This is a genomic window from Pseudohalioglobus lutimaris, from assembly GCF_002866825.1.
Lineage (GTDB): Bacteria > Pseudomonadota > Gammaproteobacteria > Pseudomonadales > Halieaceae > Halioglobus > Halioglobus lutimaris.
Genome location: NZ_PKUS01000003.1, coordinates 177,996 through 191,212, shown reverse-complemented (window position 1 = coordinate 191,212; position 13,217 = coordinate 177,996). Strand labels below are relative to the sequence as shown.

At 59.1% G+C, this 13,217-nt stretch carries 10 protein-coding genes; 3 read left to right on the top strand and 7 right to left on the bottom strand.

What is annotated here, in order from left to right; all coding sequences use genetic code 11:
- Positions 1–54: 54 nt before the first annotated feature.
- From C0039_RS05470 to C0039_RS05440, 7 genes are all read right to left on the bottom strand, one after another.
- Positions 55–3,189, bottom strand: coding sequence for an efflux RND transporter permease subunit (locus C0039_RS05470; protein ID WP_101517496.1), 3,135 nt, complete (start codon positions 3,187–3,189; stop codon positions 55–57).
- 4 nt (positions 3,190–3,193) lie between these two features.
- Positions 3,194–4,357, bottom strand: a complete 1,164-nt coding sequence (locus C0039_RS05465) for an efflux RND transporter periplasmic adaptor subunit (RefSeq protein ID WP_075998573.1) — start codon at positions 4,355–4,357, stop codon at positions 3,194–3,196.
- Positions 4,358–4,536: 179 nt separating this feature from the next.
- On the bottom strand, positions 4,537–6,270 hold the full coding sequence (locus C0039_RS05460) for a DUF885 domain-containing protein (protein ID WP_101517495.1): 1,734 nt from the start codon (positions 6,268–6,270) through the stop codon (positions 4,537–4,539).
- A gap of 70 nt (positions 6,271–6,340) precedes the next feature.
- Positions 6,341–6,958: a DUF2894 domain-containing protein gene (locus C0039_RS05455; protein WP_101517494.1), complete on the bottom strand. Its 618-nt coding sequence runs from the start codon at positions 6,956–6,958 to the stop codon at positions 6,341–6,343.
- Positions 6,955–7,593: an OmpA family protein gene (locus C0039_RS05450; protein ID WP_101517493.1), complete on the bottom strand. Its 639-nt coding sequence runs from the start codon at positions 7,591–7,593 to the stop codon at positions 6,955–6,957. The genes C0039_RS05455 and C0039_RS05450 overlap by 4 nt, the downstream gene beginning before the upstream one ends.
- Positions 7,593–9,827, bottom strand: a complete 2,235-nt coding sequence (locus tag C0039_RS05445; RefSeq protein ID WP_101517492.1) for a coiled-coil domain-containing protein — start codon at positions 9,825–9,827, stop codon at positions 7,593–7,595. The genes C0039_RS05450 and C0039_RS05445 overlap by 1 nt, the downstream gene beginning before the upstream one ends.
- The gene (locus C0039_RS05440; RefSeq protein WP_133125942.1) at positions 9,817–10,563 is read right to left on the bottom strand and encodes a DUF3348 family protein; all 747 of its coding nucleotides are present in this window, start codon (positions 10,561–10,563) and stop codon (positions 9,817–9,819) included. The genes C0039_RS05445 and C0039_RS05440 overlap by 11 nt, the downstream gene beginning before the upstream one ends.
- Before the next feature lie 301 nt (positions 10,564–10,864).
- Here C0039_RS05440 and C0039_RS05435 point away from each other — a divergent pair, with 301 nt between their 5' ends.
- The 3 genes from C0039_RS05435 (at position 10,865) to C0039_RS05425 (ending at position 13,149) form a co-directional block, all read left to right on the top strand.
- Positions 10,865–11,503 (top strand): peroxiredoxin family protein, encoded by a 639-nt coding sequence (locus C0039_RS05435; protein WP_101517490.1) that lies wholly within the window; start codon positions 10,865–10,867, stop codon positions 11,501–11,503.
- 149 nt (positions 11,504–11,652) lie between these two features.
- Positions 11,653–12,453, top strand: coding sequence for a universal stress protein (locus C0039_RS05430; RefSeq protein ID WP_165787046.1), 801 nt, complete (start codon positions 11,653–11,655; stop codon positions 12,451–12,453).
- Positions 12,454–12,525: 72 nt separating this feature from the next.
- Positions 12,526–13,149 carry a tetratricopeptide repeat protein gene (locus C0039_RS05425; protein ID WP_101517488.1) on the top strand — a complete coding sequence of 208 codons (624 nt, stop codon included), beginning with the start codon at positions 12,526–12,528 and terminating at the stop codon, positions 13,147–13,149.
- Positions 13,150–13,217: the final 68 nt, after the last annotated feature.

Below are 13,217 nucleotides of genomic sequence, written 5' to 3'. Positions count from 1 at the left end.
GCCCCGCACGGTTGAGTCGTGCGGGGTGTCTTCAACCTGGATAGGCGGTTTGGCTCAGGCGTCAGTTGGTGACCTGGTGGCAGCGGGCTTGCCGCTATGCCCGAAAAGCGATGACTTGATGCGGGCCCGGGTCTGCGCGATGTCGCCGCCGATAGCATATAGGGCGGGTACCATCAGCAGGGTGACGAACAGGGCAAACAGTACACCAAAGGCCAGCGAGAGAACGGCGGGTTTGAGAAACTGCGCATTCGTGGCTTCTTCCGCCATGATCGGTAGCAAGCCAACGAAGGTCGTCACCGTGGTGAGCAGTATCGGGCGGAAACGGTTGGTGCCTGCGTCGATGATGGCACTGTGCAGGTTTTTACCAGACTCCCGCAGGCGGCCTATATAGTCCACCAGTACCAGGTTGTCGTTAACCACAACTCCTGCGGCTGCGCCTATTCCAAACCACGAAAACATGGCCATAGGCGTGCCAAACAATAGGTGGCCGAATATGGCGCCCATGAAACCAAAGGGGATGGCGGTCATAACCAGTAAGGGTAGCCAGTAGGAGTGGAACGCCACGGCAATCAGTGCGTACATCATGAACAGGGCCACTGCATAGAGCGCGAGAATTTCACTGAAAAACTCTTCTTCCTGCTCCTGCTGCCCACCCTTGAGAACTTCCAGCCCCGGATACCGCTGCTTTAATTTCGGCATAAAGCTGTCGTTGACGTCCTTGGTTATATCGCCCATCAGGTCGTGGTCCATATCCGCCCTGACGCGAATAAAGCGCTCTCCGTCCCGACGGGTTATGCGTTCCACACCAGCACCCAACTCAACCTCGACGATGGACAACAGGGGCAACTCACGACCGTCTGTTGTGCGCACACGGAAGTTCTCAAGGCTGGAGAGGTTATTGCGCTGCTCCGCGGGGTACTTGACCATCACTTTCACATCACCATTCTCACGCGGCAGCCGCTGCACCTCTTCACCGAAATAGGCCTGGCGCACCTGCTGTGATACCTCGGCAAGGGTAATACCGAGTTTCTCGACGCCGGGGCGCAGGTTCAGGATCATTTCGTCGGATTCACCACGCTGGCTATCGCGCACAAAGAACGTACCGTCGTAACTGGAGAGCTGGGTTCTCAAGTCAAGTGATGCGGCGCTGAGTTGCTCCGGGTCGCGGTGCTTGAGCAAATAGGTCACGTCAGCGCCGTTGTCGGTGATGGTATAGTTGACTTCTATCTCGTCCGCATCGGGGATGTCGCCAACCAGTTCACGAAAGCGTTCGGCTGCCTCTTTCGCGGAGAGGTCGCGTACTTCCGGTGATGCAAGTTTGACGATAGCAATCACGCTGTCGCGCCGGGAGCGGGTGTACCAACCCTCGATTAACTTGCCGCTGCCTTCCCCGGCCTCAGCGCGCTGGTCCACCTCCTGTATCAGCGCCTGTTCCGCCCCCTGTAACTGATCGAGTATTTCCAGGGCGCGGGAATAGGGCGTGCCGTTGGGCAGGGTGACATTGATATAAATCTGTTCTGATTCCACCTGGGGCATGAAGTAGAAGCGCACCCAACCGCTGGTGAATATACCGATGCTGATGACGAACGCGGCGATGAAAATGCTGGCCGTGAGATAGCGGTGCTCCAGTGCCCAGCGCAGAATCGGCCGGTAGGTGTTCTCGGCAAAGTCGATGATGCTGTGCTCGACTTTCTGTTGTGCCCTGGCGAGCCCGTGCAACTCTTTCCTGGGCTTCAGGTGACGCAGGTGAGAAGGCAGGATGAAGAACGCCTCCACCAGGGAGAGCGTCAGTGCCACGGTAATGACGATGGACAGCTGACGCGTCATCTGCGCGGCTTCTCCACTGACAAACAGCCAGGGTGCGAAAGCGATCATGGTTGTGAGCACCGCGAATATAACCGGTCTGGAGACTGCCATCGCCCCCTGGATCGCCGAGCGATCACCACCCCCGCTGATATGGGCGTGGTGATGAATACTTTCGCCGACGACGATCGCGTCATCCACCACGATGCCCAGTACCATGAGGAAAGCGAAGGAAGAGATAACATTCATCGAGACATCATTCACTGGTAGCAGTGCAAAGGTGCCAATGAACGCCACAGCGATGCCCCCCGTCACCCACAGGGCGACCTTGGGTCGAAGCGAAAGTATGAGCACCATGAATACCAGTAGCAGCCCGATATAGGATGACTCGGCGATCAGGTTCATGCGCTCGTTGTAGATATCGGCGGTATTGAACCACATGGTAAGTTCAACGCCCTGGGGCAGTCGGGAACGTGCTTCCTCCATCCACTCCAGTACCGCCTCGCTAGCCTTGACCACCTGCATGTTCTCGGTGTCCAGTATCTGCAGCAGCACGGCGGGTTGGCCGTTCATGGTGGCGAGGATTTCGTTGTCCTCAAAGCCGTCTATCACCCTGGCGACGTCGCCTACCCGAATGACGGCACCTTCGGCAGTCTGGCGGATAACAATGCGCTCAAAGTCAGCCTGGTTGTCCGCCAGGTTGCGCGCTCGCAATTGCACGTCGCCGGTTTCGGTGCGTACGCGCCCCGACGACAGGTTGATCGAGTTTGCACGGATGGCGTTGGCCACCTCCTCGAAAGAGAGACCGAAGCGGCGCATCGCGGTTTCTGACAGCTCGATCGTGACCTCTTCCTTGCGCGTACCAAACAGGTTGATAGTCGAGACGTAGGGCAGGCCGGCGATTTCATCCTTGAGATCCTCGGCGAGGCGCGTCAGCTCGCGTTCGCTGATATCACCATGCACCGCCACTCGCAGCATTTCATCGCGGTTCTGTCGCCTTTGCACTCGCGGGGGTTCGATGTCTCGTGGCAGCGAGGTGACGCCGTCTACAGCGGCCTTTATCTCGTTGATAAAGTCGTTGATGTCAACGTTGGGGTAGGTTCTGACATTGATCTCAGCGTAGCCTTCGCTGGCAGTGGAGTCGTAGTGGTAGACCTGGTCAACATTCTCCAGCGCTTGCTCGATGCGGGCAACGACCTGTTCTTCCACTTCCTCGGGGTTTGCTCCCGGCCAGGTGACAAGGATACTCGCCTGGTTAATCTTGATTTCAGGAAAGGCCTCCCGCTCCATTGCCCGCAGGCCGAGGAAGCCGGAGAGCAATATGCCAACCATCAGCAGGTTGGCGGCAACCGGGTTGTGCACCCACCAGGCGATGATCTTTTGCACTGCTTTAACCCCCGGCCTGGGTCAGGTTGCGCACTGCCATGCCCTGTATGGGGTTGCGTATAGCCGAGGTGACCACCTGCTCTCCGGGCGTGAGGCCTGCGCTGACAAAGGCCTTGTCGGCGTTGGACTGGACCACGTCGACATCGCGAATCTCCAGCAGGTTTTCACTGCTGATTACGTAGACAACGTTGCCGGCTCGCAGCGCGCTTGAAGGGATACTCATACCCTCCAATAGTTCGCGGCCGCTGATGCGCGCTTCTACGAACAAGCCTACCGCCATGGGCATGCCATGCTGGGATGCCCCCGTTCCATAAGGGTCGGCGACCTCGGCTATCGCATAAAGCATGCGCGTATCCGTGTCTACAGAGGCATCCAACCGCTTCAGGGTGCCCGTCCAGACCTGTTTTTTCCCGGCAACATCAGCCGTGAAGCGCACAGGCAGTCCGCCCCCGGCGGGCGCAGTGTAGCCAATGGGCAGGCCCAGTGAGGCCAGCTGCTGATTGTTCAGTGGCAGGCGAATCTCGACAACCTCTGTGCTGAATACCCGGCCCATCACGGTGCCGGGGGAAATAAACTGACCGATGTCGACGCGGGTGCTGGCGACGCGACCGGCAAAGGGCAGGGTAATACGGGTGCGCTCGAGGTCCAGGCCGGCGCGCTCCAGTCCTGCTTCCGCTGCCTCACGCATGGCGATTGCCTGCTGTACCTGCGGCTTCTTCAAGGCCAGATCGGAGGGGTTGGTGGTGTTGCGCAACTGCTTGTGCGCCACGTCCTGGTCTGCGAGAGCCTGTTGCACCGCAAGTTCTGCGTCCGCAAGCCTTGCACGCGCCTCGCTCAAGGCCAGCCTGTAGTCGGTGTCATCAATCTGCAGCAGGGTGACGCCGGGCTCGATGAGGCCGCCTTCGACGAATTCGGGTGAAACGCTGATGACCCGCCCGCCAACTTGCGATACCAGGTCTATTGCCGTTCGCGAGCGCACTTCACCCTGGGTCACGACTTCCAGCGTGCCCTGTTCGCGCATTACAGGCGAGGTATATACGGCTGCAGCCCGCAGCGGCTCATCGTTCTTCTCCGGCTCAGGCCGGGAGGCCTGTAGCAATGCATAGGCGCCGGCGGAGGCGGCTATTACCACCAGTGGGGCGACGACTTTTACCAGCCTGTTGGCCATCGATTATTGTGTCCTTTTTTGCTGCCCGGTATGTCTAGACGTATGGCGCGGCCCGGCCCACAACGCCAGACTGCAAAAGTAACACCTTTTGGCCCTGGACCACTGGTTTTGCGATGAGTCGATGGATTGCTGCGGCTAGTTGCCTTCTGCGAACTTCGGCCGGCCCGGTCGGTATGCGCCTATTGTTGGCTGGCCACCCAGGCACCCATGCGCTCCTCAAGCGCATCCAGTGGGATCGCCCCTGCGCCCAGCAGTTCATCATGGAAGCTGCGAATATCAAATTGATCGCCCAGCGCCTGCTCTGCTTGCGCGCGCAGTTCCAGCATTTTGAGTTGGCCGATCTTGTAGGCCAGTGCCTGGCCCGGCCAGCCGATGTAACGATCAATTTCATTAATGATATCCGTCTCGGTTTTCGCTGCGTTGTCTTTGAAGTAGTCAATGGCACGCTGCCTGCTCCAGCCGAAATAGTGAATGCCGGTGTCTACCACCAGGCGCACCGCCCGCCACATGTCGTAGGTCAGTTGCCCATAGCGGGAGTAGGGGTCCTGGTAAAGACCCATCTCGTAGCCCAGGCGTTCGGAGTAGAGTCCCCAGCCTTCAGTAAAAGCGGTGACTCGCTGCTCAGTGCGAAACTGTGGAAGACCTTCCAGCTCCTGGGCCAGGGCGATCTGCAGATGGTGCCCGGGAACCGCCTCGTGCACACTGAGTACTTCCATTTCATACTTCGGGCGTACTTCGGGGCGGTAGAGATTGACGTAGTAGTAGCCGGCACGGGTGCCGTTTGCAGCCGGTGGGGAATAATAGGCAGTAGTGGTATCAGGTGCTGACGCCGCGGGGATGGGACGCAGGCCGTAGGGCATGCGCGGCAGCTTGCCGAACAGCTTCACCAGTTCCGGGTCCAGCCGTTTGGAAACGGCGAGATACGCCTGAAACAACGCCTCGGGCGTGTCGTAGTAAAACTGTGGGTCACTGCGCAGGAAGTCGTTGAAGGCTTGCAGATCTCCTTCGAAGCCGGCCTGCGCTTTCACGGCCTCCATCTCCTTGAGAATACGTGCCACCTCTGTCAGGCCAGTTTCATGGATCTGTATGGGCGTGAGGTCGGTTGTGGTAAAGCTCCGGGCCAGGAATTCGTATATCTTCTTTCCGCCCGGTAGGGCGCCGACACCGGGCTGTTGCCGGCACCTGGGCAGGTAGGTGTCGGCGATAAACTCGCGGAACTGGCGATAGGCGGGGTTAACCTCTCTGGCGATAACATTTTTCGCGCTGGCTCGCAGTGCCTCAGCCTCGGCCGCGGGAATGGTCTCCGGCATCTCCTGGAACGGACCATAAAAAGGGCTTTCTTCCACGGCTACTTCACTAATCTTGTCGATCTGCGCCGGTACTCGCTGCATAACGACCTGCGACTGTACCCGCTGCTTGTTGATGCCTTCGGCGAGCAGGGCTGTTTCCTGTTCCAGCAACGTCGGCAGCGCGCGCAGTCGCGCCAGCCACATTTGATAATCCTGCGCAGTATTGAAAGGTGTCACTTCGCTGATTTGATACGTGTGTTGCGGCCCGGAGCGCATGTTGATTGTCATCAGGTCCAGGCCCAGCTCGTGGGCCTGGCGATCGTTTTCGAGGGTGGCAGTGAGCATTCGGTGGTTGAGCCTGTCTGCAGGCGTCAGTGCGGAAGGGTCCAGTGCCTCCAGGCGGGCGAGAAACGCGCCGCGCTCGTTGTGGCGTCGCTCGATGGACTGCATGCTGCGATCATCCCATTTGTCATTGCCGCTGCGCTCACCACGATAGGTTCGGCGCTCGGGGCTTTCCTGCAGATACCATTGCCAGTAGTCGTCGACAATGTGTTGCATGGACTCTGTGTTCGCCTGCGCGAATACAGCCAGGAAGGTAAGAAGCATGCAGGCAATCAGGCGCATGAGAAATTCTCCAGTTTTAGTGTTGGGGATGGTAACCCCCCCACTTGTGTTTTTAAACCAGGGCCGGCGTTCAGCGCTTGCGAACCTTCTGTGCCTGCTCCAGCCAGAACAGGGTGTCAACGTAACTCACGAAGCGGCTCAGGTAGTGGGGGGAAAGATCACGCATGGTCGCCAGTGAGCGTGTGGCAAGACGCTGTGGGTTCAATGGCCCCGCCTCAGCGGGTACCTCTTCCAGTGCCTGGGTGACCACCTTGTCAGCGTTGAGCTTGACCATGGCAGAGTGAAAGCGGCGTGCAGCCTTGAGCTCCTGGTGGCGAGCCTGTGGCGAGTGCCCTGGCGCTGACTGCCCGGCAATAGCATCAACCAGTTCGAATTCCTGTTGGCGGAGGGCCTGCTCCAGCGGGGCTACATGTGGGTCGTCCTGTTCCTCGCGCAGTGATTCCAGCAGGCGATTGAGTTCTCGCAGCGGTAGGTTGTCTCGCTTCGCCCGGAGGTCTGGAGCCGGTTTTTCCGCCTGCTGGCGATACTGGTCCATGGCTTCACTGGCTCTGGCCCTGAGTATTTCGCCCAGTCTGCCACCGCGAGCATCCGCACGTTGCAACAGGCTTTCTATGTAACGCAGGCGCACGGGATCTCTGTCACCCGCTGTGGTCTTTAGCGCCGTGAACTCGTCGCCTGGTGCAGTCACTCTGGTACCTGCTCAGCCGCAGCCCTGGGTACAGGAGCCATTTCTACACGGCGGTTTTGAGAGCGGCTGCTGTCGTCGGAGTTTGCAACCACCGGCTGTTGGGAGCCGAAGGCAGCGGCGAACACCAGGGAAGGCGGCATGCCTTCCTCGATCAGCGCGCGGGTGACCGTGAGCGCGCGTTGGGCGGAGAGCTCCCAGTTGTCGCTGTAACTCAGGTTGCCTTGCTGTATGGGCAGGTCGTCAGTGAACCCACTGACCATGAGTAACTCGTTCTGCTCGCCGAGGTAAAGCTTCAGTGGCGAAACCAGCGAGTTGAGCAGATCGCGGCCACCGGGTTGCAGTTCATCTGAATTGAGCGCGAAGAGTACGCTTCCACTGATGCCAATGCGTCCATCCCGCAGGGTGATGCGACCGCTGGCGAGGGGCGTTGCCAGCGCTTCTTCCAGTACCATACGGCGTTCCTGCTCGGCCTCGCGGCGCACCACTTCCTGTTGCAGCGACTGGGTGAGCTCCACCTGGTAACCCAGTACCCACACCAGGATCAGTACAAACACGCCCACCAGTGCAGACATCAGGTCGCCGAAGATTGCCCAGACTGGCGTGTGGTCTTCCAACCCCGGTTGTAACTCATTCATCAGCTGGTGGCCTCAGCGGCGAACAGGTCCCCGGTCTGCCCAAGGCGCCGCAGTTCCTCGATAATTTCGCGCTGGGAGAGCATGCTCTGGTCAATAATCTCCCTGGCCTGGGCTACGTAGTAGCTCATCTGCTCGTCGGAACGCTCGCTGGATTTCTCCATCGACTCCTCGATACGGCACAGGTTCTCCACCAGCTGTGTGTTGGAATCGCTGAACAGCTGGACGGCGAGGCTGAAGGAGTCGCCCAGGCTGGCTATATCCGCGGCGCTGCCGGCAGCGTTTGCGGTGATCTCCGAGAGTTTGCCGGCTTCCGCCGTGAGCTGCTGCTGAAAGTGCTTGCTCACATCCTTGAGTGTGGCACCGGTATCGGCGACAAGGCTTTCGATGGCCGCATGCTGTTGTGCCGTGGACTGCTGCATGGCGGTGGAAAGCGAGCCCAGCTCCTCGAGAATTTTCTGCCGCTCCTCCAGCATATGGTTGTCACGTTCCAGGTTGCCGGAGACCTGCTCTCGCAGTTTACCGATCACCTCGGCGGCTGCTTTTGGCGTCTCAGATGCGGTATGGATCAGCTCTTTCATCGGTTCCTGTAACTCGCGACCAAGTCCTGCCAGTTGCTCGGCTGCCGTGGCTTGCAGCTTGCTCAGCTGCTCGCTTGTGTTGGTTTCCAGCTGCGCAATACTCTCGGTTACCGAAGCGTTCAGCTGTTCCAGCGACGCCGTGGCGGCGCTATGCAGCTCTTGCAAGCCCTGGGCAGAGGAGGCTTGCAGGCTTTCCAGGTGGCTACCCGTGCTGTCTTGCAGTGTGTCGAAGTGCCGGCTTGCGCTGGCTTGCAGTTCCTCCAGTGTTCTTGCGGTATCCGTATGGCTCTGCGCCAGCATCTGCGCGGTGTTGCTGCGCAGGTCTGCCAGCTGCGCCTCTGTGTCTTGTCGAATGGCGGCCAGCGAGCCGCTGGTGTCTCCATACAGCTTGCTCATCTGCTCCCCGGTGCCAGTCTGCAGCGCTGCCAGCTGCGCAGCCGTCGTGGTTTGAATCTCGCCAAGGGCCGCTGCGGCGTTGCTGTTGAGCGCGTTGATACCTTCTGCGGTTGCGCTCTGTATACCTGCGAGGCGCCGGGCGGTTTCCAGCCGACTGTCGTTTTCCTCCTTGCGCAGGCCGCCCAGTTCGCTGCGCAGTGCACCGCTCATCTGCGTCAGGTCCTCACGCAGAGCAGCAGTCAAAGCCTCCATGCGCTGGCCCTGCTGGGCCAGCCAATCTGATTCCTTATCTGCCCGCTCTCGCTGCATCGTCTCGGTCGAGGTCAGTATTTTTTCATGTGTCTCCGCCGAGACGGCGGACAGCTGCTTCATGGCATCCGTCACCACCGGGGCGATGCTCTCGCCTGCCAGCCTGCCGCTGGCTGCAAGGCTGTCACGCAGTGATTGGTCAACGGACTGCGCCAGGTCGCGGTACTGCTGTTCCGCTGCCTGATGGAACTGCTGCTGGTTTGTCGTCAACTGCTCCGTCAGCTGCTGGCCCATGCGCTCGAGCTCGCCCGCCATGACGGTGAGCTTTTCCGCTACATCAGGCAGCGCGTGCGCTTGCGCCTGCAGGGCCTGAAACGTCTGCTGGCGATTGTAGTGCAATGAGTAGCAGCGCAGCGGACCGCTGGTCAAGCGGTCCAGTTCGCGAGTAACCAGAATGCGCTCGCGGCGGCTTAGCGTCGCGTTCAGCCCAAGCATGGCGGAGGCGGCAACGCCGGCCACGGAGGTGCCGAAAGCCAGCCCCAGGCCTTCTATCGGTGCTGCAAGACCGTTGCGGATTGCTTCCAGTTCGGTGCTGCCCTGCAGCGCGCCGACGGCGCCCTGCAGTGTGTCTACCATGCCGACAAAGGTACCCAGAAGGCCAAGCATAACCAGCAGGCCTACCAGGTAGGGCGCAAATACTGGCGCCGGTAATCCAACCTTCTCGCCCTCTATACGCTGTGCCACCGCGTTTTGCAGCGACGCGTGAAGTTGGCCCAGCCAGGAAGGGAGGGAAAAGCTTTCACCTTCGTGGACATCTCCAAGGGCGCCGGCCAGGTTGGCGGTGGCCTGGCGAAACTGCACCAGTTCCACCAGGCCCAGCGCGTAGACAAAGCCAATCAGGGCAGTGACCAGCAATGCCAGGGGGTTGGCACCGACGAAGCCCGCCCCCATCCAGATGATGGCAGCTGCACCGAGCAGGGCGGCGACGATGAACAATAGCTTAGTCTTCATTCGGTATCTCTTCGTTAAGTGCTTCGATCAGTCCAAGTGCCGGTAACAGGCGGGCTTCTATCTCAGCCAGCAGCAGCCCCTGGGCTTCGCGGCGATACTGCTCCCGGGTGTCCCGCCATGCTGCGTCTGCGTCGGCCCCCTCGTTGACAGTTTTCTGGTACTGAGCGTAGAGGTATCCAAGGCGCTGACCCAGAAGCCCGGGTACTGCGCCCAGATAGCCGCGTGAATGCAGCGCCAGCGCATCGCCCAGCGCCTCGTCGATGGCGCAGATGCGTGCCAGCTTTGCTGACAATGCCGCCACGGTTTGTCGGGTGCGCAGGTGTAGTCCCCGTATCTTGCTGTCCACATCCACCTGTTGCTGCTGGTAAAACTTGAGGTAGGGGCGCGCGGCATCGGTCGGCGTAGCGGGAGGCGTTGATTCCTCTGCAGGCCAGCGGATGCGGCTGGGCCCTGTACTGGGAAAAAAGCTGCGCATCGCGGCCTGTACCAGACGACTGCGCGCGCGCAGGAACTCTTCAGTGACGCCGGCGCTGAAGCTGGCAACATCCTCACATTCGACCACCAGGTCACGCGCGTGAGCATCCGACAGTGTTATGGAGTCGGAAAAATCGATCAGTTCTCCCAGGCGTTCGGTAAATTGCCGGTGAGAGACCTGCGTTTCGCTGCGCGAGATGTCCGTGAGAAAGCGGACAAGGCGCGAACGACCCAGGGCAACTTGGGGTAGGGCTTGCGTCATGTAGTGTTTATAGATCTTGCAGAAATTGACCACGCCAGGCGGCCGACAGCGTATTATCCTGTTTGCCAGCAAGGATTCAAGGCGATATGCGGCCTCGCGGCTTCATTTAGCGGCTCGGCGGGGCAGACGGCGCAAGTTGCTGGATTTTTGTACAATGTGACGCCGCCGAATTGCTACTCGACGGCCCCCGCGATGCCCAGCCTGTCGCAATGCGCCAGCTGCGGCTGTACCTGTGCAGCCCCGGCCATGTTGATAATTCCGGACGGTGCATCGCTGAATAACCTGATTGAGGCAAATAACAATGAAGAAAACCCTGCTAATTGTCCTGGTGCTGGCGGCAGTCGTCGCGCTACTGCTCTACCTGTTCCGGTCGCCGGTGAAAGAGGTCGCCTATGCGGCGCTGACTGCGGACATGTTTGTCGCCATCGACAATGATGCGTTTAACCCGGGGCCTGCGATTGGCTCGTCCTTTCCCGGTGTTAACGCCACCTGGCAGGGTGAGCCGGTGCGTCGCCTGGATGCGTTTGCGGGCCCCAGGGGCACGGTATTCGTGGCCACACGATCGGCAGACTGGTGCCCCTATTGTATGAAGCAAATGATTCAACTGCAGGAGCACAAGGCCGCCTATGACGCCGCAGGTATCGGGATCGTCGCGATGACCTACGATGACCCGGCGCTACAACAGGCCTTTGCAGAGAAATGGGGCATTGAGTATCCCATTCTTCACGATGTCGACACGCTGAGCTTCAAGACACTGGGCATCCTCAACAAGTCCTATGACCCCGGCGATGACGCCTACGGCATTCCCTATCCAGGCAGCATTGTTGTGGACGCGCAGGGCATAGTAGTTGGTAAGCTGTTCCTCGAAGCCTACAGCGTCAGGGTCGATGCGCTCTCCGCACTGGAGTTCGCCGTCGCCGCACTGGATCAGCAGGACTGACTGGGGGGGGTGCGCTAGCGGGTCACCAGCTTTTTCCCCTGTGACACGTCAATCGAGCGACGAAAACTTGACGCGCATCAAGTCGCTGATGTACAAGTGCCGCCATGCTTAACCACCCAATAACATCGCCATCAAGCGGAAATAACACCATGGTATTGAACAAGATTTTTGTCATCGTGGACCCCACCACAGACGAGCAGCCAGCCTTCGAAAGAGCGCTGCTGTCTGCCAAGATGACGGGCACGCGCCTTCACCTTTATGCCTGCGCGCCTGGACCTTCCAGGGACAGTGGCGAAGCTTCAGCCCTGGAGCTCAAGGCCAGGGAACTGCTGGACGCATTCCTGTTACGGTGCCAGGACGCGGGCGTGGAGGCTGTGGACGAACTGGAGCAGGGCGCGAACTGGAGCCAGTCGGCGGTGCGCGCTGCGGCGCGATGCAGTGCATCGATGATATTCAAGAATTCTTTCGAGCACCGGGACGTGCAGCGCGAAATGAGGCCTACTTCAGACTTTACTCTGCTGCGCCTTGCATCCTGCCCGGTGCTGCTGGTCAAGGACAGGCGCGACTGGGGTCATCGTCGTGTGCTGGCGGCGGTCAACACGGGTTCCACGGACAATGCCCATATCAAGCTCACTAACCAGATCATCAGCTTCGCGCAGAACTTTACCGATGCCTACGGCTCTGACGCGCACTTCGTGACCGCTTATAACAACAGTAATCGTCCGCCAGAGGTGCAGGAACTTGCCGGGATCTGCGGCGCCCCTACGGAGCATGTGCATGTGATCAAGGGGTCTGCGGCGCCGGTTATCAGTGCACTTGCCGATGAGATAGAGGTGGACCTGATTATCATCGGCACGGTCGGGCGCAGTGGGATCAAGGGCCGCGTCGTCGGTAATACAGCAGAGAAGATACTCGACCACACGGAAGCGGATGTGCTGGTGGTAACCTAGGGCTTGTCCGTAGTGACCCAGAATGGCTTAATCTATTCCTTTAGTCCCTATCTCGTTTTATAAGCACGTAGTATGAAGTTCTCGCTATCCACGTTAATTGTTTCCTTCACGCTTCTGGCTTCTGCCTGTAGCTCGGTCGACTATCACGACACGATCTGGAAAGCGGCCACCAGCCAAAACCAGGGCGATTTCGCAAGCGCAGAGCAACACCACGGCGAAGCCGTTGCACAAATGCGCTTGCATGACTCAGTATCAAGTGATGAGCTGGCCGTGCAGTTATCAAATCAAGCATCCGCTCTAAACCTGCTCAACCGACCTGATGAGGCAGAGGTGCTGCTGCTGGAATCTATTGATCTATTGAGGTCGCAGGAGACGATCAGCGAATCCGACTTTTTCACGGTCACCGTAAACCTCGCTCGTACATATGAGTTGCAGCATAGACTGGATGAAGCAGAACGGCTTTACCTGCAATCGCTCAAAGTGGTGAGTAACCTTCCTGATTGGCCAGAGAGCAGGAATAGGTTTGTTTACGCGGGGCTAGCCAATGTATATGCCTGGAAGGGTGAACAGGAGCCTGCGATGCGTTACTTTAAGCTAGCGGAGCAGCTTTACACACAAGATTTTGGTGCTGACAGTTTTTGGTGGACTATGAAAAAGGATGAATTCCTGGCAATCCAAAACTCAGAGGGAACCTAGTGTTGGTTCTTACGCTATGTGAAAGCTTCCCGCGATAAATGGCCTGAGCTATTTATTGAGTTCTACGA